20 protein-coding genes and 1 other RNA gene are annotated in these 24,699 nt (G+C 60.3%); 14 read left to right on the top strand and 7 right to left on the bottom strand.

All coding sequences use genetic code 11. The features are described 5' to 3' along the window. Nucleotides 1–27: 27 nt before the first annotated feature. Nucleotides 28–1,425, bottom strand: coding sequence for an aminopeptidase (locus GDJ93_RS03345; protein WP_152067741.1), 1,398 nt, complete (start codon nucleotides 1,423–1,425; stop codon nucleotides 28–30). 166 nt (nucleotides 1,426–1,591) lie between these two features. Between GDJ93_RS03345 and polA the strand changes: the two genes are divergently transcribed. Beyond that, nucleotides 1,592–4,342 (top strand): DNA polymerase I, encoded by a 2,751-nt coding sequence (gene polA, locus GDJ93_RS03340; RefSeq protein WP_152067740.1) that lies wholly within the window; start codon nucleotides 1,592–1,594, stop codon nucleotides 4,340–4,342. Nucleotides 4,343–4,617: 275 nt separating this feature from the next. Here the strand turns inward: polA and GDJ93_RS03335 are convergent, their stop codons facing one another. Then, entirely contained in the window at nucleotides 4,618–5,445 is an 828-nt protein-coding gene (locus tag GDJ93_RS03335; RefSeq protein ID WP_152067739.1) for a Cof-type HAD-IIB family hydrolase, read from the bottom strand. Between the two features lie 554 nt (nucleotides 5,446–5,999). Here GDJ93_RS03335 and GDJ93_RS03330 point away from each other — a divergent pair. The 4 genes from GDJ93_RS03330 to ndk all read left to right on the top strand — a co-directional run bounded on the left by GDJ93_RS03330 (nucleotide 6,000) and on the right by ndk (nucleotide 9,969). Beyond that, on the top strand, nucleotides 6,000–7,226 hold the full coding sequence (locus tag GDJ93_RS03330) for an argininosuccinate synthase (RefSeq protein WP_152067738.1): 1,227 nt from the start codon (nucleotides 6,000–6,002) through the stop codon (nucleotides 7,224–7,226). 233 nt (nucleotides 7,227–7,459) lie between these two features. Then, nucleotides 7,460–7,630 carry a hypothetical protein gene (locus GDJ93_RS09980; protein WP_158550218.1) on the top strand — a complete coding sequence of 57 codons (171 nt, stop codon included), beginning with the start codon at nucleotides 7,460–7,462 and terminating at the stop codon, nucleotides 7,628–7,630. A gap of 118 nt (nucleotides 7,631–7,748) precedes the next feature. Continuing rightward, nucleotides 7,749–9,179: an argininosuccinate lyase gene (gene argH, locus GDJ93_RS03325; protein WP_152067737.1), complete on the top strand. Its 1,431-nt coding sequence runs from the start codon at nucleotides 7,749–7,751 to the stop codon at nucleotides 9,177–9,179. Between the two features lie 385 nt (nucleotides 9,180–9,564). Beyond that, nucleotides 9,565–9,969, top strand: coding sequence for a nucleoside-diphosphate kinase (gene ndk / locus GDJ93_RS03320; RefSeq protein ID WP_035138006.1), 405 nt, complete (start codon nucleotides 9,565–9,567; stop codon nucleotides 9,967–9,969). Between the two features lie 151 nt (nucleotides 9,970–10,120). Here ndk and rpiB read toward each other — a convergent pair whose 3' ends face one another. After that, complete coding sequence (gene rpiB, locus GDJ93_RS03315; RefSeq protein WP_117762860.1) at nucleotides 10,121–10,588, bottom strand: ribose 5-phosphate isomerase B; 468 nt, start codon at nucleotides 10,586–10,588, stop codon at nucleotides 10,121–10,123. Nucleotides 10,589–10,859: 271 nt separating this feature from the next. On the opposite strand from rpiB, the gene GDJ93_RS03310 reads away from it, so the two are divergent. Beyond that, complete coding sequence (locus tag GDJ93_RS03310; RefSeq protein WP_152067736.1) at nucleotides 10,860–12,179, top strand: L-cysteine desulfidase family protein; 1,320 nt, start codon at nucleotides 10,860–10,862, stop codon at nucleotides 12,177–12,179. Here the strand turns inward: GDJ93_RS03310 and GDJ93_RS03305 are convergent. Next, nucleotides 12,176–12,934: an HAD family hydrolase gene (locus tag GDJ93_RS03305; protein WP_152067735.1), complete on the bottom strand. Its 759-nt coding sequence runs from the start codon at nucleotides 12,932–12,934 to the stop codon at nucleotides 12,176–12,178. The two genes, GDJ93_RS03310 and GDJ93_RS03305, sit on opposite strands and share 4 nt — an antisense overlap. Nucleotides 12,935–13,249: 315 nt before the next feature. Here GDJ93_RS03305 and rpsA point away from each other — a divergent pair, with 315 nt between their 5' ends. The 3 genes from rpsA (at nucleotide 13,250) to GDJ93_RS03290 (ending at nucleotide 15,972) form a co-directional block, all read left to right on the top strand. Then, complete coding sequence (gene rpsA, locus GDJ93_RS03300; protein ID WP_022095232.1) at nucleotides 13,250–14,416, top strand: 30S ribosomal protein S1; 1,167 nt, start codon at nucleotides 13,250–13,252, stop codon at nucleotides 14,414–14,416. A 327-nt stretch (nucleotides 14,417–14,743) separates the two neighbouring features. Beyond that, nucleotides 14,744–15,105: RNase P RNA component class A (gene rnpB / locus GDJ93_RS03295), an RNA gene on the top strand. Nucleotides 15,106–15,333: 228 nt separating this feature from the next. Further along, nucleotides 15,334–15,972 (top strand): YigZ family protein, encoded by a 639-nt coding sequence (locus tag GDJ93_RS03290; protein ID WP_193221430.1) that lies wholly within the window; start codon nucleotides 15,334–15,336, stop codon nucleotides 15,970–15,972. A gap of 70 nt (nucleotides 15,973–16,042) precedes the next feature. Here GDJ93_RS03290 and GDJ93_RS03285 read toward each other — a convergent pair whose 3' ends face one another. Then, on the bottom strand, nucleotides 16,043–16,489 hold the full coding sequence (locus GDJ93_RS03285) for a C-GCAxxG-C-C family protein (protein ID WP_226812440.1): 447 nt from the start codon (nucleotides 16,487–16,489) through the stop codon (nucleotides 16,043–16,045). 229 nt (nucleotides 16,490–16,718) lie between these two features. On the opposite strand from GDJ93_RS03285, the gene GDJ93_RS03280 reads away from it, so the two are divergent. From GDJ93_RS03280 to GDJ93_RS03265, 4 genes are all read left to right on the top strand, one after another. Continuing rightward, entirely contained in the window at nucleotides 16,719–18,002 is a 1,284-nt protein-coding gene (locus tag GDJ93_RS03280; RefSeq protein WP_152067732.1) for an O-acetylhomoserine aminocarboxypropyltransferase/cysteine synthase family protein, read from the top strand. 141 nt (nucleotides 18,003–18,143) lie between these two features. Further along, complete coding sequence (locus GDJ93_RS03275) at nucleotides 18,144–19,448, top strand: MFS transporter (protein WP_152067731.1); 1,305 nt, start codon at nucleotides 18,144–18,146, stop codon at nucleotides 19,446–19,448. A 157-nt stretch (nucleotides 19,449–19,605) separates the two neighbouring features. Then, the gene (locus GDJ93_RS03270) at nucleotides 19,606–20,184 is read left to right on the top strand and encodes a xanthine phosphoribosyltransferase (RefSeq protein ID WP_152067730.1); all 579 of its coding nucleotides are present in this window, start codon (nucleotides 19,606–19,608) and stop codon (nucleotides 20,182–20,184) included. Between the two features lie 84 nt (nucleotides 20,185–20,268). Then, nucleotides 20,269–20,649 (top strand): peptide chain release factor family protein, encoded by a 381-nt coding sequence (locus tag GDJ93_RS03265; protein WP_370739706.1) that lies wholly within the window; start codon nucleotides 20,269–20,271, stop codon nucleotides 20,647–20,649. 86 nt (nucleotides 20,650–20,735) lie between these two features. Here the strand turns inward: GDJ93_RS03265 and GDJ93_RS03260 are convergent, their stop codons facing one another. Together GDJ93_RS03260 and GDJ93_RS03255 are read right to left on the bottom strand one after the other, a co-directional pair. Then, a complete protein-coding gene (locus tag GDJ93_RS03260; RefSeq protein WP_152067729.1) occupies nucleotides 20,736–21,698 on the bottom strand; it encodes a diacylglycerol/lipid kinase family protein in 963 nt (320 codons plus the stop codon). Nucleotides 21,699–21,785: 87 nt separating this feature from the next. After that, nucleotides 21,786–23,219 carry a chloride channel protein gene (locus tag GDJ93_RS03255; protein WP_193221428.1) on the bottom strand — a complete coding sequence of 478 codons (1,434 nt, stop codon included), beginning with the start codon at nucleotides 23,217–23,219 and terminating at the stop codon, nucleotides 21,786–21,788. A 210-nt stretch (nucleotides 23,220–23,429) separates the two neighbouring features. Between GDJ93_RS03255 and GDJ93_RS03250 the strand changes: the two genes are divergently transcribed. After that, nucleotides 23,430–24,692, top strand: coding sequence for a molybdopterin molybdotransferase MoeA (locus tag GDJ93_RS03250; protein WP_152067728.1), 1,263 nt, complete (start codon nucleotides 23,430–23,432; stop codon nucleotides 24,690–24,692). Nucleotides 24,693–24,699: the final 7 nt, after the last annotated feature.

Raw genomic sequence — 24,699 nt, 5'->3', positions numbered from 1 at the left:
TTTCACCGCAAGTTAAAAGGAGACTGGCTAGGCGCGCTCGAGGAAGGCCTTGTAGCCGCGATAGGCCTCGTAGATGTCGGCCTTGTTGGCGACCTCCCACAGGGCGTGCATGGACAGGACGGCAACGCCGGAGTCGATGACGTTCATACCGTACTTGGCCATGATGTAGGCGATGGTGCCGCCGCCACCAGCGTTGACGCGGCCGAGCTCGCAGGTCTGGAAGTCCACGCCGGCCTCGTCCATGATGTCGCGGATGAGGGCCACATACTCGGCATCGGCGTCGTTGGAGCCACCCTTGCCGCGGCTGCCCGTGTACTTGTTAAAGCACAGGCCGCGACCCATAAAAGCCGCGTTCTTGGTCTCGAACTTGCCGGCATAGCCCGGGTCGAAGCCGGCGGACACGTCGGAGGAGAGCATGCGGCTGCGGGCGAGCGCGCGGCGCAGGGCCAGCGGGCTGTCCTCGCCGGCGAGCGTCATGATCTCGGCGACGGTGTTCTCGAAGAAGCGGCTCGTCATGCCGGTAGCGCCTACGGAGCCAATCTCCTCCTTGTCGACGATGAGCGTGATGCTCGTGCGCTCGACATTGGCCACATTGATCTGGGCAAGCATGGAGGGGTAGGCGCAGACACGGTCGTCGTGGCCATAGCCCAGAATCATGGAGCGGTCGAGGCCCATGTCGCGGGCCGGGCCGGCGGGCACGACCTCGATCTCGGCGGAGAGGAAGTCCTCCTCCTCGACGCCGTACTGCTCCTTGAGGATGTCCAGGAACATCTGCTTGACGGGCTCCTTGGGGGCGTCCTTGTCGTCCTCATCGAACTTGACGGGGCGGCCGCCCACGATCACGTCGAGGATCTCGGCGTCGACGGCGTCCTTGGCGGGCTTGGACATCTGCTCGCTCGAGAGATGAATCAGCAGGTCAGAGATGGTAAAGACCGGGTCGTCGGCCTTGTCGCCGATGTTGATGTCGACGGTGGTGCCGTCCTTTTTGCAGATGACGCCTACGAGCGCGAGCGGGGAAGCGACCCAGTGATAGCTCTTGACGCCGCCATAGTAGTGCGTGTCGAGATAAGCCATGTCGCCGGCCTCGAAGGCGGGGTTCTGCTTAAGGTCCAGGCGCGGCGAGTCCACGTGGGCGCCCAGGATGTTAAAGCCCTGCTCGAGCGGGGCGGTGCCCAGGTTGACGAGCATAAGGTCCTTGCCGTGATTGGCGGCGTACACCTTGTCGCCTGCCTTGAGCTCGCGGCCTTCGGCGATTACGGTCTCCAGGTCGACGTATCCCGCCTCCTCGGCCATCTTGATGCCGGCCTTGACGCAGAGGCGCTCGGTTTTGTTCTCACTCAAAAACTGCATATAGCCGCGGCAAAGCTCCTCGAGCTCCTCGATTTGCTGTGGCGTGTACTTTTTCCATGCGCAGGGACGCTCCATGACGCAGGCTCCTTTCGGATCGATCGTGCTGGTTGATGTACCGTGAGCCATCGTATCACGCGCGGGCTCACGGTGGCGGGGGAGCTTGATGTGAGGTGGCCGCGGGGCGGGGAGCGTGTAAACTGGAGTGAGCAAACCGTGCCCAGCCCAAAGCGAGGTATTCAATATGTCTGACAAGCGCCGTACCTTTGCTGTCATCGACGGCAACTCGCTCATGCATCGCGCCTTTCACGCCGTGCCGCCGACTATGAACGCGCCGGACGGTCGCCCCACCAACGCGATCTTCGGCTTCCTGAACATGTTTCTCAAGATGATTGACGCCTTTAATCCCGACGGCGTTGTTGTGGCGTTTGACAAGGGCAAGCCGCGCGTGCGCATGGAGATGCTGCCGCAGTATAAGGCGCAGCGCCCGCCCATGGACCCCGATCTGCACGCGCAGTTTCCCATGATTAAGGAGCTGCTCGTCGCGCTCAACGTGCCGATTTTGCAGTCCGAGGGCTGGGAAGGCGATGACATCCTGGGCACTATGGCGCGCCTGGGCGAGCAGGCCGGCTGCGACATGCTGCTGGTGACCGGCGACCGCGACATGTATCAGCTCGTGACCGAGCACGTCAACGTGGTCTCGACCCGCAAGGGCCTGTCCGATGTGGCGATCATGACGCCCGAGAGCGTGGACGATCTGTATCACGGCATCACGCCGGCGCTCGTGCCCGACTTTTATGGTCTGAAGGGCGACACGTCCGATAACATCCCCGGCGTGCCGGGCATCGGCCCCAAAAAGGCGAGCGCGCTCATTGCGCAGTACGGTAGCCTGGACGAGGTCATCGCGCATGCCGACGAGGTCAAGGGCAAGATGGGCGAAAACCTGCGCGCGCACATCGACGATGCCCTGCTGAGCCGCAAGGTCGCGACCATCCGCACCGATGCGCCCGTTGAGCTCGATTTTGAGGCGACGTCCTTTCCGGCGTTTTCTGCCGATGAGGTTTCCGCGGCGCTGGGCACGCTTGGTATCACCGCCATGCAGAACCGTTTCTTGGCGCTGATCGGTGGCGGGGGCGGGGCTGCTGCTGCCTCCAGTGTGTTTGAGATGCCTGCGATGGTTCGCGCAGCCGCGGGCGATGCTGACGCGCTTGGTGCCGTTGCGGCTGAGATTTCCCGCGCGATTGATGCCGGCGAGTGGGTCGCCGCCGTGGTGGACGACGACAAGGAAGAGGGCGCGCTCTTTGGACTGACGCGCACGCTGTGGCTGGCGACGTCCAAGGGCCTGTTCGCGCTCGAGGAGGGCGACAGCGGTGCAGCGGCTGAGGTTGAGGGCTTCAACTTCGTCCACGGCGTGATTGCCGGCGTGCTTGCGCGCCTGTTTATGGAGGGCTGCGTGGCGAGCCCGGACATGAAGGCACTGCTGCACGAGCTTTCGCCTATCGATTCTTCTGAGCCCGAGCTCATGGATCCGCTGTCCGCTGATTCCACGCGTATCTTCGATACCGTGGTTGCCGCCTACCTGCTGGATTCCGACCGCTCCGAGTTCGATGAGGCATATCTTGCCGATACGTATCTGCAAATGACGCTGCCTGCGGCGCGCGGCGCAGAGGGTGCTGGTGAGGACGCTCCTTCGCCCGCCGCTCGCACGGCGGCCTTGACGCTGGCGCTGATCGCGCCGTTGCGTGACCGCATGGCCCGCGAGAATGCCGCCAACGTGTTCGATGGCATCGAGATGCCGCTCGTTCCGGTGCTTGCCAAGATGGAGCGCGCGGGCATGCTCGTGGACCCCGAGCGCCTGCACAGTCTGTCCGAGGGTCTGGCGACCCAGATTGCCGAGGTTGAGCGCAGCATTCGCGACCTGGCGGGTGACGAGACCTTCAATATTGGCAGTCCCATGCAGCTGTCGCACGTGCTGTTTGACGTTATGGGGCTTCCGACCAAGGGCCTCAAAAAGACTAAGCGCGGCTATTATTCGACCAACGCCAAGGTGTTGAGCGACCTTGCCCGCGACCACGAGATCGTGCGCCTGATTTTGGACTGGCGTGAGAAGTCCAAGATTAAGTCGACCTATCTGGACACGCTAGGTCCGTTGCGCCGTGGTGACGGTCGAGTGCACACCACGTACAACCAGACCATCACCGCGACGGGGCGTCTGTCCTCGAGCGACCCGAACCTGCAGAACATTCCGACGCGCTCGGAGCTGGGGCGTACCGTCAAGACGGCGTTCTCGGCGGGCGAGGGCAGCGTCTTTTTGGCGGTGGACTACTCGCAGATCGAGCTGCGCCTGCTCGCGCATCTTTCGGGTGATGAACATCTGGTGCGTGCCTTTAACGAGGGCGAGGACTTCCATGCCGAGACGGCGGCGCGTGTATTTGGCGTGCCGGTGTCCGAGGTGACACCCGATCTGCGCAGTCGCGCCAAGGCCGTGAACTTTGGCATCGTGTACGGCCAGCAGGCCTACGGTCTGTCGCAGTCGCTGCACATCTCAATGGCCGAGGCGCGCGACATGATCGACCGCTACTACGAGGCCTACCCGGGCGTGCGCACGTTCCTCGACAACGTGGTGGCGCGCGCCAAGCAAACGGGCTACGCCGAGACCATGTATGGCCGCCGTCGTCATATTCCGGAGCTCAAGGCCAAAAACCCGCAACTCCGCGGTTTTGGCGAGCGCACGGCTATGAACCACCCCATGCAGGGAACCGCCGCCGACATCATCAAGATCGCGATGGCCCGCGTAAGCCGCCGTCTGGAAGAGGAGGGCTTTGCCGCTCACATGATCTTGCAGGTACACGACGAACTGGACTTTGAGTGCCCCGTCGACGAAGTCGAGCGCCTAACCACCATGGTCCGCGACGTCATGGAACACGTAGTAGACCTCCGCGTCCCCCTAATCGCCGAAGCCAGCACCGGCATAACCTGGGCCGATGCCAAATAGAGACGTACCAACAACCCACAGTAACCAAAAGCAGAAGGGGGCTCCTTGCCAACAAGGAGCCCCCTTCATTCCAAAAAAATCAGCCAAGTATCTAGACGCCAAGACGCCATCTGGGCGGCAAGCAAGTCACCCTAGGACCTGGCCGGGCGAGGCGGGTAAGTTTTTCGTAGATTCCGCACGAGCCGGAAAGCACTTAATGTGCTTTCCGAGCGAGCCCAGGACCTGACCGAACGAAAAACTTACCCGCCTCGCCCGGCCAGGTCCGACGAGCCGCGTTAACGAGCCGCCAAGATGGCGTCGATGAGCGTCAGTACGCCCCCGTCGTTGTTGCTCGGAATGCGCCACTTGGCATGCGCGTTCATGTGCTCTTCGGCATTGTCCACGATAAAGCTGTGCCCGACGCGCTCGAGCATGGGGATGTCGTTGTACGTATCGCCCACGGCGGCGGCGTCGGCGATATCGATGCCCAGGTGTTCGCACAGGTGCGCGACGCCGGCGCCCTTGTCGACGCCCAGGTTCATAAAGTCGATCCACTCGCGCCCGGCGTTGGTGACGTAGAGCTTGTCCGAGAACTCGGGACTATAGGTCTCGCGGAAAGCGGGCTCGGCGTCGTAGCCGGGGAAGAAGACCGAAATCTTGTTGGACTCGAAATCAATGCCATCAAAGCTGTCGACGTAGTTGATTGTGTTGTAGTAGACGCTGATCTCGTCGTGGTATTGATGGTCGCGGGCAAGCACGTAGAACTCGTCGAAGCAGCAAAGGACGGGGACAGCGCGCGGATCCTCCGAGGCACGGCTCAAGACCTGCTGATACAGCTCCACGTCAATAGTGCTCTTATAGATATAGCTGCCGCGATAGATCACGCACGCTCCGTTGTCGGGACAAAAGGCGAGGCGGTTCTTGACGCCCTCGAACATCTCCTCGAGCTTGGGGGCGGGACGTCCGCTGGCGGGGCAGAATACGATGTCGGCGTCGGCGAGCTTGTCCAGGCGCTCATCAAGACCCTGGGGCAGCACGCGCTCGTCGGTCAGCAGCGTCTTGTCCATGTCGACGGCGAGAATCTTAATGTTTCCGATATTGGCGTCCGATTCGTAAGTTTGCATAAAAGCGAGCCTTTCGTTTCGAGATTGTTTCAGACGTTATAACCATCAATTCGTAGTCGGGCGTATTTTCGCAGGAACGGAGCGTATTTGCACCACGCTTCACAAAGTAATGAAAAAACTTTTCAGAAATTTGAATTTGTCGCTTGTGCTGCGGGCACTTTAGCGTAATATAGCGACCATCGAAAACGGAGACGGAAAAACAACCGCTTACCGAGGAAAAGGTACCGTTTACGATATTAGAATTGCGCCCGGCGATAGGTGAAAGGAGAGGCAGATGCAGTTCGTAAAGATCATCACCACTGCAGACAATGCCATCCGACGCCAGCGCGCAATTTCCCGACGACGATAACAATCGTCTCTGTCCGCATGGGGCGAATTGCCTCAACAGAGTCATTTTGAGGTCGTTGGGTTTTAGCACGACATTGCTGCATGTTTCTAGGGCATGTATGTGCTGATTTTTGCTATTTAACCTGATATTGCACGGTATATGACCTTGAAATGACTTGCAACTGACCGATGTTCTAACTAGCTACCAAGGGCGAAAGGAAACAGCCATGAGCAAGGAAAAAGTCGTTCTCGCATATTCCGGTGGTCTTGATACATCCGTATGTGTCAAGTGGCTCCAGGACGAGAAGAATCTCGATGTCGTTTGCGTCTGCGGCAACGTGGGCCAGGAAGAGACCGGACTGGATGCCAAGAAGCAGAAGGCGCTCGACCTGGGCGTTCTCGATTGCCAGGTACTCGACCTGCGCGACGAGTTCTCCGATGAGTTCCTGACTAAGGCCATCGCCGCAAACTCCATGTACGAGAACAAGTATCCGCTGCTCTCCGCCCTGTCTCGCCCGCTGCTTGCCAAGAAGCTTGTTGAGGTCGCCCACGAGTTTGGCGCGACCTACGTCGCCCACGGCTGCACCGGCAAGGGTAACGACCAGGTCCGTTTTGAGGCCGCCGTCAAGGCCCTCGACCCCGAGCTCAAGGTTATCGCCCCGGTTCGCGAGTGGGACCTGAAGTGTCGCCCCGACGAGGTCGCCTATGCCCACGCCCACAACGTGCCGGTTCCCGAGGGTGCCAACGACAACCCCTACTCCATCGACGACAACCTGTGGGGTCGTGCCATTGAGTGCGGTCACCTGGAGGATCCCTGGAATGAGCCGCTCGACGACGCTTGGGTTATGACCAAGAATCCCGAGGACACCCCGGACACCCCGACCTACACCGAGATAGAGTTTGAGGCCGGCAAGCCCGTCGCCGTCGACGGCAAGAAGATGAAGCTCTCTGAGATCGTCATCGCCCTCAACAAGATCTCCGGCGACAATGGCTTTGGCCGTCTCGATCTGGTCGAGGATCGCCTGGTGGGCCTTAAGAGCCGCGAGTGCTACGAGGTTCCCGGCGCCCTGACGCTCATCACCGCCCACAAGGCGCTCGAGGACATCTGCGTCGAGGGCGACCTGCTCAAGACCAAGATCAAGCTCGAGCAGGATTGGGCCACCGCCGTGTACAACGGCCAGTGGTACAGCCCGCTCAAAAACGCGCTCGATGCCTTTATGGCCGACGCGCAAAAGTTCGTGACCGGCACTGTCCGTCTGAAGTTCTTTAAGGGCAACTGCCATGTCGTCGGCCGCAAGAGCCCCTTCAGCCTCTACGACTACGGTCTGGCTACCTACGACCGCGACACCACGTTTGACGAGAAGGCCAGCGCCGGCTTTATCGAGATCGATACGCTGTCGCTCAAGACGTGGGCAAAGGTCCAGGGCCCCAGCTCTGCTGCCGCCCAGGCCTAGCGCCTCCTTCCCTTGGTATCCGCGCGGCCCATCCGCGTGATACATAACGGGCGCACGGGGTCCCTACCTTTCGTTATGCTTGCTGACACTTCTTAACATCGGTGGCCCCTACGTTCCGCCCGCATATATGATGCCGCGTCTGCGGCTGAGTCCGAGCCCCGCCGGGGTTGTCCGGCGGGGCTCCTTCTATCAATTTGGCGGCTCTGCGCCTATATATATGAGGAGTATCCACTATGTTCAATGCTATCGCGCATGCTTTACTTGCCCTCGCGCCCGAGTTCGATGCCGCAAGGGTCGAGGACGTCCCTATGAGCCTGAAGGCCTGGATCGATGGTTCGCAGGGCAACATCCGGAGGGAGACGTTGGGCGCCAAGTGCATGGCGCGTCACTTCTTTGCAAATTAGCTACATGGCTCCGCACACGGTAGGGAATGTGTAAAACTAGCGGTTGAAAAATCGCTTTAGCGATATGGCGTATTGCTTTGGGCGCTTGTTTTGGTATTTGGAGAAAGGGGACGGTTCCATGGCTCTTTGGGGTGGTCGTTTTGAGGCAGGCGTGGCCGAGGTCACGCAGGAGTTTGGCGCGTCGCTGCCGGTCGACAAACATCTCTATAAACAGGATATCGCCGGCTCTAAGGCGCATGCCAAAATGCTGGCGACCCAAGGCATCATCAGTGCCGAGGACGAGCAGGCGATTGCCGAGGGTCTGACCGGAATCGAACAGGATATCGATGCCGGCAGCTTCACCTTCGACATCAACGACGAGGACATTCATATGTCCATCGAGAGCGAGCTGACGCGTCGCATCGGCGAGGCCGGTAAGCGCTTGCATACCGGACGTTCGCGCAACGACCAGGTGGCGACCGACACGCGCCTGGGCGTCAAGGCGCTGGCCAAGGAGCTCATGGAGGCCAATCTAGAGCTGCGCCATGTGCTGGTGGATGCGGCTAAGAAGTACGACAAGGTGATTTTGCCGGGCTACACGCACATGCAGCACGCTCAGCCCGTGCTGCTGTCGCATCATCTGCTGGCGTATTCCTGGATGTTCGCGCGCGACTTTACGCGCCTGAAGGCCGCCTTTGATGCCGCCGACAACTGCCCGCTGGGTGCTGCCGCGCTTGCCGGTACGAGCTATCCGCTCGATCGCCAGATGACGGCTGCTGAACTTGGCTTTGCGGGCGTGATTCCCAACTCGCTCGATGCGGTTTCCGACCGTGATTTCCTGCTCGATCTGCATTACGCCGGATCCGTCATGGCGATGCACCTGTCGCGTCTTTCCGAGGAGATCGTGCTGTGGTCGAGCTCCGAATTTGGCTTTATCACGCTTTCAGACTCCTACTCCACCGGCTCGTCTATCATGCCGCAGAAGAAGAACCCCGACTTTGCCGAGCTTATCCGCGGCAAGAGCGGTCGCGTGTACGGCAACCTGGTGCAGCTGCTGGTAACCATGAAGGGCTTGCCGCTTGCTTATAACAAGGACTTGCAGGAGGACAAGGAGGGCGCGCTCGATACCGCCCATACGCTCATGCAGTGCCTGTCCGTTATGGCCGGAATGATTTCGACTTGGACCGTCAACGAGGATGCCATGGCGCGCGAGTGCGGCGTGGGGCACCTTGCCGCCACCGATGTTGCCGATTACCTGGCCAAGCGTGGCCTGCCGTTCCGCGAGGCACATGCCGTGGTGGGCCATCTGGTCCTGATGTGCGAGAAGCGCGGCTGCAATCTTGAGGACCTGCCGTTTGAGGTGTTCCAGGAGGCAAGCCCGCTCTTTGAGCGCGACATTACCGAGGCGCTCGACATCCCGTCGATTGTCGCCGCGCGCACGACCGAGGGCGGCACCGCCCCTGCCGCCGTTGCCGTGCAGCTTGATCGCGCCGAGGTACAGCTCGTGGCTGACGAGGGTGTATTTGGGTCACTGACTAAGGTCGTCGAGATGGGCCACGGGGTAAAGTAGGGATTTGGCTGAAGCCGTTTTGGCCATTTATTGATAAATCGTTTTCACTTTACGGGCGCCTGCTGATGTGGGCGCCCGTATTTTGTTGCTATGGGGGAGGGGCTTGTCGAGAACTTCTGTAGGACCTTTGGGCAGGTTGTGAAGGGGTTACGTTCGCGGGCGGCAACCGACCGCCTGCTCTGTTCGATGCGGTTGATGGGCGGTCGGATGGTACTCTAATCGGGCTTCGAAACAGAAGTGACACATATGGAGCGCTTTAATAAATTGCAACGTTTCAATAAACAGCTTTTTGTTTAACTGCAGCTAAAACTCTGTTACGATGCAGTCCAGGCGGGTGCCGGAATGGGACTTGGGCACGCGCGAACCTACTTGAAAGGCTACTTTTATGGCTATCGAGAAGACCTTCATCATGATTAAGCCCGACGCCGTGCGCGACCGTAAGATCGGCGAGATCGTTGCTCGCATTGAGCGCAGCGGCCTTGTCATCGAGCGCATGGAGATGACCACGCTCGAGCGCGCTACCGTCGAGGAGCACTACGCCCATCTGGCCGACAAGCCCTTCTTTGGCGGTCTCTGCGACTTTATGACGAGCGGTCCGGTCGTCAAGATGGTCGTTTCCGGTCTCTCCGCTGTTGCTAAGATGCGCACCCTCATGGGCGCTACCAACCCGCTTGAGGCTGCTCCTGGTACCATCCGCGGCGACTTTGCCGTCGATGTCAACGCCAACGTGATCCACGGCTCCGACTGCCTGGAGAACGCCGAGATTGAGATTAAGCGCTTCTTTGGCTAAACCAGCTTTGACTCCTTAAAGCTGTTAGCGTGTGGCTTGGGCGCCGCGGAACTCCATCCGCGGCGCCCTTTTATTCCAAAATCTATGCAGGGGCCCGCTCGGACATGTGTTCCGAGCGGGCCCCTGCTGTTAGCTTGTGGCACTGAATAGTTTAGGCTTCGTCGACGATCTTAAGGGCGCGCGTGTGATCGATCTCGTTGAGGAGGTTAACGCGACGCTCGTGACGACCACCCTCAAACTCGGCGTCGAGCCACTCGTCGACGATCATCTTGGCGAGCTCGGAGCCCACGACGCGGGCGCCAAAAGCGAGCACGTTGGTATTGTTGTGCATGCGGGAGAGCTTGGCGCTGAAGGGCTCGGAGCACACGACGGCGCGTACGCCCTCGACCTTGTTGGCAGCCAGGCTGATCCCGACGCCGGTGCCACAGATCAGGATGCCTAGATCGACGTCGCCGTTGGCTACTGCCTTGCCCACCTTGTAGCCGGCGATGGGGTAGTCAAAGCTCTCGGAGGTGTCGGTGCCAAAGTTCACGACCTCGCAGCCGCGCTCCTTCAGGTGCTCGGAGATGATATTCTTGAGCTCGACGGCGGCGTGGTCGTTACCGATACCGATCTTCATGGATGGTTCCTCTCTGGTCTGTGCGGCGCAAATGCTAAAGGTGTTTACCGCGTTCGACTGCATGATAGCGCGACTTTTGCGTAAACGCTCGAGCGTTTTTTGGTCAAACGCTTTAGCAGGCAACAAGACTGACTTCTTGTGAATGAATGTCGTCAGTTTGCGCTTGAGCGCCGTCTGCCGGAACCATGGTTGCGGTTTTTGATGCATTGTTATCAAATAAAGGAGCTAACTATTATGAGAGCCCAGCCCGTTATGCAAGCAGGAGATACCTATGCCTACCGATTCCATCCGTGATGCCGCGTTTTGCGATGTTTTGAACCGCGAACTTGTCTGCGCGCTCGGCTGTACCGAGCCCATTGCCGTTGCCTATGCAGCGGCGCTGGCGAGTCAGACGCTCGGTTGCGAACTCGATCATATGGATGTTGCCTGCTCGGGCAATATCATCAAGAACGTTAAGAGCGTGACCGTGCCCAACTCGGGCGGCATGCACGGTATTGAAGCGGCGGCCGTGCTGGGTGCCGTGGGCGGCGACGCTAAGAGCGCGCTCGAGGTGCTCGAGAGCGTTAACGATGAAGACCGCGCTCGCGTGGCCGAGCTCCTCGCCGACGCCGGCTACTGCGATGTGTCGCTTGTCGAGGGTGTGCCCAACCTCTACATCAAGGTGACTGCGACGGCCGGGGGCCATACCGCGGTCGTCGAGATTACCGATCACCACACTAATGTCACGTGCCATACGCTCGATGGTATTCCGGTATGCGGCAAGTCGGCGGGGGAGTGTGCCGCCTGCGCCGAGCGCGTGGTGGCCGAGCGTGCGGCGGATAAGGCCGATACCCCTATGAGCATTGAGTCCATCATCGACTTTATCGAGGACGGTGACATTGAGGACGCCCGCGCTGCCGTTGAGCGTCAGATTGAGCTGAATGGCGCAATCAGTGCCGAGGGCCTTGCGCACGCTTGGGGCGCCGAGGTGGGTCGTACGCTGCTGGGTGCTCGTGCCGATGACGTCGCCTGCCGTGCCCGTGCCCGTGCGGCCGCCGGGTCCGACGCCCGCATGAACGGCTGCGCGCTGCCGGTCGCCATTGTGTGCGGCTCGGGCAATCAGGGCATTACCTGCGCATTGCCCGTCATGGAGTATGCCGAGTACCTGCGTTGCGACCACGAGCGCCTGGTGCGCGCCGTGATGCTGTCCGATCTTATCGCCGTGCATATCAAGAGCTATATTGGTGCGCTCTCGGCGTTTTGCGGTGCTATTTGCGCCGCGTGCGGCGCCGGCGCTGCGATTACCTGGCTGTGCGGTGGCACGCGCGAGCAGATTGGCGCGACGGTCTCGAATACGCTCGGCAACGTGGGCGGCATCGTGTGCGACGGCGCCAAGGCGAGCTGTGCCGCCAAGATCTCGGCTGCCGTCGATGCGGCGATTCTGGGCCACGATATGGCTATGCAAGGTCGCGGCTTCCGCGCCGGCGAGGGCCTGATCCAGGATACCGTTGAGCAGACAATCGCCAGCATGGGCTACGTGGGCCGCGTGGGCATGAAGGACACCGACGTCGAGATCCTCAACATCATGATCGGCAAGACTCGAGTTTGTTAAGACAGTTCGTCGGCTACTTGGTGTTCGTAGAAGGCTTCTACTACGGCGTTAAAGTCGCGGGCGAAGTCTTCCATGGTTCCGCGCCAGGTGGCTCGGCTGGGCTTGCCCTGGCCTACATAGGCAGTCTGAATGCCGCAGGCGGGGCTAGGGAAGTCGCGTTTGGGATCGTTGCCCACCATAAGGACCTCGTGCGGCTCGAGCCCCATCACCTGAAGTTGCTCTAGATAGTAGGTGGCATCGGGCTTGCAGCGGGTGGTGTTACCCATGTGCGTGACGAGCTCAAAGGGGGCGTCGGCCAGGTCGCCCCAACCCATGCGGCACTCGATGGCCCCCTGCGGAAAGCTGGGGTTGGTAAAGAGCGCGCAACGCAGCCCTGCGTCCTGTACGGCCTGGAGCGCGGCGTGTGCGCCCGGCATGGCGTGGGCGTTAATGACATCGTCGTTCTTGTACGGAAGAACTTCGCGGTCATAGTAGGTAAACGCCTCGTAGATGAGGGGATCGGAGAGGCTGATCCCGCATCGGCGCTCGACCTCTTCTTGGTAAAACTCAAGATTGGTGCGGTTGTCCGTGCCGCTGCGGCGATTGGCGTTGAGGTCGACCAAGATAGTGCCGAGGCGTGCCATCGTGCCACCGTGGCTGCGGCGACCGATATCCGCGAGCATCGACGAGACATCCTTAAAATAGCGAAGGATGAACGCGTTGAGGTTGATGCTGAGAAGCGTTTCGTCCATATCGAAAACGACTGCTTTGAGCACGCGGGCACCTTTCTCGATAAATCGTTCCAGAATCGTTGGCTCCGGATACTTTACCCCAAAGCCAAATGCCTGGCTGGTTATCGTCAAGTTGCGGAGACGTGTGTTCATAAGATTACGAAAAAGTCTCCACACGAGTAAAAAATCGCAGTTCACGCTTGAAATCGAACTCATTTCCCCGTAACCTATACGAACGTGATTGCATAAGCGTCACATTAGTATCTGTCGGCTCCCGAGTGTTCCTAAACGTTGTGTGCTTGTCGCACCCTTCTGTAGGTCCTAGCAATCGGGGCCCCGTAGTTCGAAAGGGGTCCACCTTTGAGTGAGATTCAGAACTCGTCCATTTTCTCTCTTGACGATGTCAATGAGGAGGAGATGAACAACCTCATCGACGGTACGATTACCGACTTTGATGAGGGCGATCTCGTTAACGGCACTGTCGTTAAGATCGAGCATGACGAGGTGCTCGTTGACATCGGATTCAAGTCCGAGGGCGTTATCCCGGTCCGCGAGCTGTCCATCCGCAAGGACGCTAACCCTGCAGACATCGTTGCACTCGGTGATCCCATCGAGGCTCTGGTTCTCCAGAAGGAGGACAAGGACGGTCGTCTGGTCCTGTCCAAGAAGCGTGCCGAGTACGAGCGCGCTTGGAACCGCATCGAGGAGAAGTTCAACTCCGGCGAGAACGTCGAGGGCGAGGTTATCGAGGTTGTCAAGGGCGGCCTGATTCTCGACATCGGCCTGCGTGGCTTCCTGCCCGCTTCCCTCGTCGACCTCCGTCGTGTCAAGGACCTCACCTCCTACATGGGCACTCGCATCGAGGCCCGCGTCATCGAGATGGACCGCAACCGCAACAACGTTGTCCTCTCCCGTCGCGTCGTGCTCGAGGAGTCCCGTAAGGCTGAGCGCTCCGAGATCCTGTCCAAGCTCAAGTCTGGCATGCGTCTCCAGGGCACCGTTTCCTCCATCGTCGACTTCGGCGCCTTCGTCGACCTCGGCGGTATCGACGGCCTCATCCACATCTCCGAGCTCTCCTGGAACCACGTCAACCATCCTTCCGAGGTTGTCAAGGTCGGCCAGGAGGTCGAGGTCGAGGTTCTCGACGTCGACCTCAACCGCGAGCGCATCTCCCTGGGTCTCAAGCAGACCACCGAGGATCCGTGGCGCGCACTGGTCAAGAAGTACCCCGTCGGCGCTATCGTCGAGGGCACTGTGACCAAGCTTGTCCCGTTCGGCGCTTTCGTCGATCTGGGCGAGGGCATCGAGGGCCTGGTGCACATCTCCGAGATGGCCAACAAGCACGTCGATCAGCCTTCTCAGGTCACCCACGTGGGCGACAAGGTTCAGGTCAAGGTCATGGAGATCGACCTCGACCGTCGTCGTATCTCCCTGTCCATGAAGTCTGCTGCTGAGACTCTGGGCGTCGAGATCGAGGTTACCCCGCTTCCTTCCGAGAAGAAGGACGAGGAGACCGACGCCGAGTAAATCGGTTTGACGATCACTTGTTTTAAGGGACCCGTCCGTAATGGACGGGTCCCTTTTTGCATTTGGTGCCGAGATGCACGATGCTGCCCATGCCATCCACAGGCTATTTGGTTGTCGGTGCATGAAAAAATGCCGACATCCCGCCTCGGGGAGGAGGCGGGAACACACCGAGTAGACGGAGGGGTGCGGAGCGCGGTCGCGTCTCGACTGACGACGTTGCCCATCGACAACCCTATTGTACTGCATGGCGTGGTTCTTGGTTTATCGTGTCGAACGCTTGTGTTGTACCATTGCCTGCGGCAACGGTGTGCTACACTCTTGCACTGCTGAGTGGGCCAGACGGTCGCGCGATGTGCTGCTTGCAGCACGCGTGAGGAAAGTCCGGGCTCCAGAGGGCGGGATGCCGGCTAACGGCCGGGCGGAGTGATCCGACGGAAAGCGCCGCAGAAAAGAAGACTCCCACCTGCGCCGCAAGGCGTAAAGGGAAAAGCTGAAACGGTGGTGTAAGAGACCACCAGCGTCGTGGTAACACGGCGGCTTGGCAAGCCCCATCCGGAGCAAGCGCGAATAGGAACGCTATGGGCCGGCCCGGTCCGCGTTCGGGTAGCGTGCGTGGAGCTGCACGGTAACGTGCAGACAAGATAAATGACCGTTCACGACAGAACCCGGCTTATAGGCCCACTTGGCAACTATGTTGACGCTGCGAACCCGTCAGCGCGGCAATCTGCCTTTCAAGCCTTCGGGCATGACCATAAGGTCAATGCCCCGTCTTTCAAGGCACCTTGCTCGCGCTGACGGGTTCTCGCTGTTGGTGGCGGCATCATTGGCGTTTCCGCTCTTGTTGGCGAGGGCAACAGTGCTGTCTTTGCCGTATTATTGAGGCTGTTTGTTGCTGCACTTTATTCTGTTGAGGGGCTTTGTTGGACAGCTATTTTACTCTGCAATCGAATATTGAGGCTTCGGGCGAGTTTGTGGACCGCAAGAGCCGGTTTATTGCCCAGCTGGTCCATATTGAGTCCGAGGATGAGGCGAATGCCTTTATCGAGATGGTTCGCAAGCGTCATTACGACGCTCGGCACAATGTTCCCGCGTGGATTTTGGTCGATGGACGCGAGCGCCAGAGCGATGACGGTGAGCCGAGCCGCACGAGCGGTATGCCGACGCTCGAGGTGTTGCGCGGCGCAGAGCTCAAAAATGTTTGCTGTGTGGTGACGCGCTATTTTGGCGGCACGCTATTGGGGCCTGGCGGCTTGGTGCGCGCCTATACCGCGGCGACGCAGGCGGCGGTGGCTGCGGCTCAGGAGGCCGGGCAGATCGTCGAGATGACGAGTGTCGTGCCTGTTGACGTGCATGTGACCTATCCGCAGTATGAGCAGGCGCTTCGTTTGGCGCAGGATTCGGGTGCCAAGGTTTCGGATACCGATTACGCGGATGCCGTGACGATTCATTTGGTGTTTAAGGCGGGGGAGCAGGAGTCATTTTGCGCTAAGATGCGCGAGCTTATGGCGGGGCGCGAGGAGATTGAGGTCGGCGCTCCCGAATTTGCCGAGTTCTAACGGCGACGGCCGGCGTGCTTTTGGATGGATCCCAAGCGCACGCCGGCCTTTGTTTTTCCGTTGCTGCCGTTTACTCGGCGAGCTGCTTTAGCACATCGCAGGCGATCGCGACGGCATCGTCGATGCAGCCGGGGCAGCTGCGGAGCGGACCCTTGTCCGATCCGATGCCCTTGAGCGTGCCGCAGACGGTCGTCGTGTTCTTCTCGCCAAAACGCTTGGCGATCTCGCGCGACAGCTTGTAGGTCTGGCCCTTGGTCTTGGGGTTTTCCATGCCGTCGCTCATTACAAAGCCCATGATGGCCACGGCGCCCGAGATGGCGCCGCAAGTTTCGGTCATGCCGCCCATGCCGGCGCCAAAGCCCTCGGTGAGGGTAAAAGCGACCTGGGGGTCGAGTCCGACGGCAGGCGCGAGTGTGCAGGCGACGGCCTGGGCGCAGTTAAAGCCACGGGCGTGATATTCGGCAGCTTGAGCCTGACAGGCGGTGATGTCGAGCTGGGCCGTATCGATTTGCTTCATCGTTGTCTCCTTGGTCACGGTGTACCCGCCTATGGTACCCGTGACGGTGCGTGTAATCATCGAGAGCTTCATGTATGCCTCATTTTTATCTATCGAGCAAATGCCGAAGCTTGAGATAAATGCCCCTGATCAATTTGTCTCATAACCCATCTTGGGGATGGGTTGAGAGCGGTGCGGGGTAGCGGTATCGTGAACCGAATAAAACGTAACCCAGGCAAGGGAGCTAGATATGAGCGAGCAGACCATCGGTACTACATGTGTTCAGGGCGGCTATCACCCGGGAGATGCCGAGCCGCGCCAGGTGCCCATCTACCAGTCCACCACGTGGAAGTACGACACGTCCGAGCACATGGGCAAGCTGTTTGACCTGGAGGAGTCGGGCTACTTCTACAGCCGCCTGCAGAACCCCACGTGCGATCTGGTTGCCGCCAAGATCTGCGAGATGGAGGGCGGCACCGCTGCGATGCTCACGAGCTCGGGCATGGCTGCGAACTTCCTCGCGATCTTTAACGTTGCCGGTGCCGGCGATCATGTGGTCGCTAGCTCTGCTATCTACGGCGGTACCTACAACCTGCTGGCTCACACCATGGGTCGCATGGGCTTGACCTGCACGTTCGTTGCCCCCGACTGCACCGATGAGGAGCTTGAGGCAGCCTTTGAGCCCAATACCAAGCTTGTCTTTGGCGAGACGATTGCCAATCCCGCCCTTGCCGTGCTCGATATTGAGCGCTTTGCCAAGGCCGCGCATGACCATGGCGTGCCGCTGATGGTCGACAACACCTTCCCGACGCCCGTTATGTGCCGTCCCTTTGAGTGGGGCGCCGACATCGTTACGCACTCCACCACCAAGTACATGGATGGACATGCCGCCTACCTGGGCGGCGTGATCGTTGACCACGGCCAGTTTGACTGGATGGCCCATGCGGACAAGTTCCCGGGTCTCACCACGCCCGACGAGAGCTATCACGGCGTGACCTATGCCGAGAAGTTCGGTCGTGAGGGTGCCTTCATTACCAAGGCCACCGCGCAGCTCATGCGCGATCTTGGCCCCATGCAGAACCCGCAGGCGGCGTTTTTCTTGAACAGCTCGCTCGAGAGCCTGCATGTACGCATGCCGCGTCATTGTGAGAATGGCCTGGCCGTTGCCAAGTTCCTGCAGAGCCATCCCAAGGTACGCTTCGTGAGCTATCCGGGCCTGGAGGGCGATAAGTACTATGACATCGCTCAGAAGTACATGCCCAACGGTACCTGCGGCGTTGTGAGCTTTGGCTTTAACGGTGGTCGCGCGGCGGCCGAAACCTTTATGAAGAGCCTCAAGCTCGCCCAGATCGCCACGCACGTGGCCGACGCCCGCACTTGCTGCCTGCATCCCGCTAATGCCACACATCGTCAGATGAACGATGAGGAGCTCATCGCCTGTGGCATCTCCGCCGACATGGTGCGCCTGTCGTGCGGCCTCGAGGACACGGCCGATCTGATTGCCGACCTTGAGCAGGCACTCGAGCAGTGCTAGGCTAGCGTTCGCATAAGGCGCCGATGCTGGCAGAAAGCTTCGGCGACCTTTCGTTCCGATTCCGTAGGCGGGACCCCAATCGCGACTGTTCGCAGGCGATCGGGGCCCCGTTTTTGCGTTGTGCCACTCGAAAGGATGGATATGGAGAAAACCGCAGAGCAGCTGCGCCGCGAGCACATTGCCCTAGAGGGCGACACCCATGGCAAGAACAAGTGGGCGATTCTGTTTACCGTGCTCATCATGACGTTTATGGTGTGTCTGGATTCGACCATCGTGACCGTGGCGCTGCCCGTGATGCAAAAGGAGCTCGGTGTGGGCCTCGATCGCATTCAGCTGGTAAGCTCGGTGTATCTGCTTGCGACTTGCGTGGCTATGTTGCCGTTTGGCCGTCTGGGCGACGTGCGCGGCAAGGTGAATGTGTTCCAGCTGGGCGTCATCGTCTTTTCGGTCGGTTCGCTGCTGTGCGGCCTTTCGGCCTCGCTCGAAGTTCTTATCCTGGCACGCATTGTTCAGGGCGTCGGTTGCGCGGCGGCCATGGCTAACAACATGGGTATCATCACCGAGTCGTTTCCGGCGCGCGAACGAGGCCGTGCCATGGGTATTCTCGCGACCTTCGTGGCCCTCGGCATGATGTGTGGCCCCGTGCTCGGCGGCATGCTGGTGGCAAGCTTTCCCTGGGAGAGCATCTTCCTCATCAACCTGCCCATTGGCGTGATCTCGTTTATCGTGGGGCTCTACACGCTGCCGCATGTTAAGCCGGAGGCCGGCGAGCGCCCCATGTCCCTGATCGAGGCCGCTCGTCGCTGCTTTGCAAATTCGGCCTTCACTATCAACCTTGCCTGCATGCTCATCGTGTTCGTTGGTATTGGTGCATCCGAGTTTATCCTGCCGTTCTATTTTCAGGACGCGCATGGGTTTGGTTCCGACATTTCCGGATTGCTCTTTTTGGCGCTGCCGATGGTGAATGCCTTTATCGGTCCGCTTTCGGGAACGGTTTCGGACCGTGTTGGCTGCGAGGGTCCTACGGCGGTTGGCCTGGGCGTGTACGTGTGCGGTCTCTTTGCGGTAAGCACGCTCGACGAGCGCTCTTCTATCCCTGTGATCGTGTGCTGCGTTGCGTTTATGTCGTGCGGTACGTCGATTTTCCAGAGCCCCAATAACTCGCTGGATATGGGCTCGGCTCCGCGCGAAGCACTCGGCTTTGCGGGCAGCTTGGGCAGTTTGGCACGCTACGCCGGCATGGCGCTCGGCATTACGGCGGCGTCGCATATCCTGTATGGGCAGATGAGCGTGGCAATGGGCGAGGCCGTGACCAGTTTTGTTGCAGGTCGTCCGGATGTATTCCTATTCGGCTTTCGCTCGGTGTTCTACGTGCTTATGGTTGTGGCCGCCGTGGGCTTTGCGCTTGCCATGGTGCGTTTGGTGAAGATGCACGCCCGCCATTAGCGTGTTGGGAGGCTGTCTGCCACGATTCGCGCTGTCCCAAAAAGACTGGTTTGTGGTGCGATGCGGCTTGTGGGGCGGGCGGGGGTCGGTCCGTGGTAGACTATCGAACAACGTTTATTAATCGCGCGGTATCGTTGCCGCGAGAAGGGGTTGCGCCATGCAGGAGCTTGAGGATCGTATTCGCCATGACGGCATCGTAAAGGCCGGTAACGTCCTTAAGGTTGATGCCTTCCTCAACCACCAGTGCGACGTTGAGCTGTTCGACCACATGGGCGCCGAGTGGGCCCGTCTGTTCGAGGGTGTCGAGATCAATAAGATCCTGACTATCGAGGCTTCGGGCATTGGAATGGCTTGCATCGCGGCCCAGCATTTTGGCGGCGTGCCGGTGGTCTTTGCCAAGAAGGCGCAGTCCATCAACCTCGACGGCGAGCAGTATGCCACGACCATCTACTCCTTTACCAAGCAGAAGGAGTACCCGGTCATCGTTGGCAAGCGCTTCCTGTCCGAGGGCGACAAAGTCCTGATTATCGACGACTTCCTGGCCAACGGCTGCGCGCTCGAGGGCCTTATCAAGATCTGCGAGGCTGCGGGCGCCGAAGTTGCCGGCATTGGCATCGCCGTTGAGAAGGGCTTCCAGGGCGGCGGCGATAAGCTCCGCAAGCGCGGCTTCCGCGTTGAGAGCCTGGCCCGTATCGCCGAAATGGACTGCGAGAACGGCGAGATTACGTTCGCCTAGGCGCGCAGCACAAGCGATTGGTGTGCGATGTGACAAAGGGACTGTCCCTTTGTCACATTTTTTTGTATGAGGGGAGGTGTTGATATGGATGAGAACAAGATGGGATGGCGCGAGTATGCGCGCTATGCCGAGATGTCGGTCGAGGAGTTGGCGCGCGATTGCGAGGTGCAGGTGTTTCGCGCGACGGGTCCGGGCGGACAGGGCGTGAACACGACGGACTCGGCGGTACGCATGAAACATATCCCTTCGGGGATTACCGTGACGGCGCGTGAGAGCCGCAGCCAGTTTCAGAATCGCGCGAGCTGCCTGCGCAAGCTGCTCGCTGAGCTTGAGCGTCGCGGGCGTCCACCGCGCCGACGCGTAAAGACCAAGGTGCCTCTGCGATCTCGCCAGCGCAGGCTCAATGACAAGCACTTCAACGCCATTAAAAAGGCCAACCGTCGCAAGCCGTGCAGCGACGAATAGCCTCCTCATAAGTTGCGGTGAAATAGGGACTGTTTTGCGGCTTTAGATGCATATACAGTCCCTATTTCACCGCAACTTAGGTGGGGTTAGCGGGTGGGGTGCCAGACGTGGAGGGCGCCGGCAAGGATGTCGACCTCGATGCGCGAGGCGACGATGGGCTCGCCGTCGGCCTGGATGGGATAGTTGGGCTCCTCAAAGGTGAGCTCGACATGGTGGCAGCGGCGCATGCGAACCGGCGGCAACTTGGTATGGTGGCCGTCCTTGGCCGAAAGAAACATAGGCAGGGCAACCGCGCGAGGGACGGGGCCGCAGGCGTAGCAGACGTCGAGTATGCCGTCGCAGGGGTCGGCATCGGGGCAGATGCGATAGCCCGAGCCATAGGTAGGACCCAGCTGAATCGCCATGATGATCGTCCTCACGCGCTCGGCGGGCGTCCCGTCAAAGCTGACTGTCATGGGGTAGTTGCGATAGCGCAGACCAAACTGCTCAAGTCCCGATAGGGTGTAGAGCGGAGCGCCGGCGAGGCCCGTCTTTTTGCGCAGCTCGGTGGTGCCCAGGCCGATGGCGGCATCGATGCCGATCGAAAGCGTCTGGTCGTAGTACTCAACGGAAGCCTCGCCGCTACCGCTTGCGGGGTTCCATGAGCGAATGCGCCCGATGTCCTGGCGCTGCAGCTCGCAGGTGAGCAGCGCGCCAAAATCCTTACCGGAGAAATCGTCGATGCCGAGTGTTTGGGCAAAATCATTGCCGGAGCCTACGGGCAGGACGGCAAGAGCGGGGCGGGCGTCCTCCTTTTGCGTCATAAGCCCGTTGACGACCTCGTGGATTACGCCGTCGCCGCCAAGGGCGATAACGGTGCGATAGCCCTGGGCCTGTGCGGCCAGCTCCTTGGCGTGTCCCATGCGCTCGGTTAGCACCAAGTCAAACTGGGATGTGCGTGCAGTCATGTCCAAAAAGCGTTGCAGGCGCTCGGCAACTTCGTGCGCCGCACCCGACTGGGCGGCTGGGTTGGCGATGATGAGCGTGCGGCCAAAATCAGTTGCGTGCATGGGGCGACTCCCGGCGTATGACGTGACGGTGCGGTCGCGCTCAGGTCGAATTGCCCCCGATTGTGGCTGCACGTCGAATACTTACGTCTACTCTATCAGGTCGTTGTGGCGCTCGATAGCATCCGCTACCGTACCGCCCTCATCCACAATAAGCGAACGGCGCTTGGGCGAGATGATGCGCTGGGCGGGGTACACGCCGCGGTGTCCGGCAGTTAGGTAGCTGATAAAGGCCACGATGACAAAGAACCCGGCTGCCGTGCCGTGGAACAGGTCGATGGCCATCATGCAGGTGGTGATGGGCACGTTGAGGCCGGCACAGAACACGCCGAGCATGCCGAGAGCCGCCAGAAAACTGGGGTCGATTCCGACGAGGCAACCGATCCAGCCGCCGAGCGCCGCACCGATGCCAAACAGGGGCGTGACCTCGCCGCCTTGGAAGCCCGCACCCAGGGTAAGCGCTGTGACGACCAACTTGATGGCTGCGTCTGCCAGGGTGGTGTTGCCGGCAAATCCGGCGCCGGAAAGCCACGTGGAAAGGCCGGCGTAGTCCCAGGCGTCGAGAAGGGCATAGGCGGCCAAAACCACGAGTGCGCCTATGAGTGCGCGAACGAGGTAATTGGTGATAAAGCGACCGTACAGGCTCTTGACGGTTCGAACTGACCAGGCAAAGAGGCGTGCCGTCAGACCGAAGATAATGGCGCTGATAACAACGATGACAACCGTCCGTGGTGTCATGTTGGGAACGCTGGCGATAACATTCGCCTCGTACTCGGTACCCAGGGCGAGTGATGTAAAGTAGCCGGTAAACGAGGCGACCAGGCAGTAGATGCCCGCGGTGTAGTCGATCTTGCCGATAAAGCACATCTCCATGCCAAAGAAAGCCCCGGCAAGGGGCGAGCCGAATACGGCGCCAAAGGCGGCGCCAAAGGCCGACGAGATGCCGGCGAGCATGAGGTCGTGGTGGTCATGCTTTTTGAGGTGGGCGAGGCTCGAGATGTTGCTGGCGATGGTGCCGCCAATCTGAACCGCGGCTCCCTCGCGACCGGCCGATCCACCCGTTAGGTGCGTGAGCGTGGAGCAGACGAAGGTGAGGACGGCCATGCGCATATGGATGAGGCGTGTGCCCAGAGCGGAGTCAATGACCAGGTTGTTACCGCGTTTGGCGGCAAGACCGTGGTTTTTGTACACCCATGCGGTGGCAACGCCCACAACGGGAAGCAGTGCGTAAATCCACGCATGGTGCTCGCGATAGTCGGTGGCGATATTCAGCGAGGCCAAAAACGCCCAAGCGGCAACGCCCATGGCGAGCGAGACAATGACGACGAGCGCGAGCAACTTGGCGCTCGCGAGTAGGTTGCGGGCGTTGCGGCGCGTGTCGGCAGCCAAGAGATGCTCGGAGCGGGTAAGTTGATGCCTGCCTGCCGTGATGACGTCGTTCAGGGAGAAAAAGCCGCCATCGTCGAGCGGCTGGGAATGATCCTGCGTTTCGTTTGCGCTTTCGGTTTTGTCGTTATGAGCCATACGTTCCTCTTTTAGGTTGCAACGCAAGCATTATAAAACGCGGTAAACGCGACGAGCCGGTGGGTTGGTTTCCATTCTGTTTCGCGGCCTACAACCGACAGGTGTATTTGCGGGTACAGGCCGAGTCGCGGTCGTGCGTCGGGGGATTATACTGAGACAAGCATAAAGAATCGGCGCCCCTGTTGTGCGCCGTGACATTAAGAGGTGCATATGGCAGAGAAACTCATTCCGCTGGATGACGCACAGTCGATTGTCCTGTCGCACGTTGCTCCGACCGATCTCGTTGAGATTCCCGTGTGGCAGGCCGCCGGTCTTCCCTTGGCCGAGGACGCGGTGGCCGATATCGACATCTCGCCGTTTGCCAACAGCGCTATGGACGGATATGCCGTGCGCTCGGCGGACTTGGCGCAGGCATCTGGCGAGGCGCCGGTGACGCTCGACGTTATCGGACACGAGGCCGCGGGCCATGTGTTTGAGGGCGCTATCGGCGCGGGCGAGGCGGTCCGCATTATGACAGGCGCGCCGGTGCCCGAAGGTGCCGACGCCGTGGTGAAATACGAGATCGTCGATGTGCTCGACGGCGATGGCAACGAGGGCTCGCACGTTCGCTTCTCGGCGCCGGCTAAGGTAGGGGAGAACGTTCGCTCGGCTGCTGAGGAAGCCCATGCCGGCGACGTCGTGATGCGCGCTGGCGAGGTTGTGGCTCCGGCCGGCGCGGGTCTGCTGGCGAGCGCCGGATACGCGAGCGTGAAGATGCACGCTGCCCCGCGTGTGGGCATCATCTCGCTGGGCACGGAACTGGTCGCACCGAGTAAGGTGCCGGCGCGTGGTCAGATTCGCGATTCCAACTCCTCGGCGCTGATGGCCGAGGCACTCGATGCCGGCGCCGAGCCCGTGTTCTACGGCATCGCGCCCGATGATGAGCAGGCGATTGCCGAGCTGGTACATCGCGCCACGCGAGAGTGCGATTTTGTCATTACGAGCGGTGGCGCCTCGGCGGGCGATTACGATTTCGTGACGGCGCTCGTCCGGCGCGAGGGCGAGGTACTGTTTGACCGCATCTCGATGCGCCCCGGCAAGGCCATCACGTTTGGCTTGCTCGGGGGTAAGCCCTACCTGGGGCTTTCGGGCAACCCGGCCGCGGCGTATGTGGGCTTTGAGATGCTCGCCCGCCCGGCGATCCGCAAGATGCGCGGCTTTGCCGAGGGTGCGCGTCCCGTGCAACAGGCGACGCTCACACACGGCGTGAAAAAGCGACAGCATCGCCGCTTCTTCGATCGCGCCACGGTTTTGCGCGACCCCGAGACCGGTGAGTTGTTGGTGACCGAGGCCAAGACGCAGAATTCGGCGCTGCTCGGCACAATGCAGCGGGCCAACTGCCTGCTGCGTATTGACGAAGGTCCGTGCGAGCTCAAGGCGGGCGACGTGGTGGATGTCGTGCGTGTCGACCTGCCTGAGGGCACGGTGCTATAGGAGGAAT

The sequence above is a fragment of the Collinsella aerofaciens genome, from assembly GCF_902501475.1.
Classification (GTDB): Bacteria; Actinomycetota; Coriobacteriia; order Coriobacteriales; family Coriobacteriaceae; genus Collinsella; species Collinsella aerofaciens_AL.
Note: the sequence above shows the minus strand (reverse complement) of the source record. Positions and strands in the feature narration are given on the sequence as shown.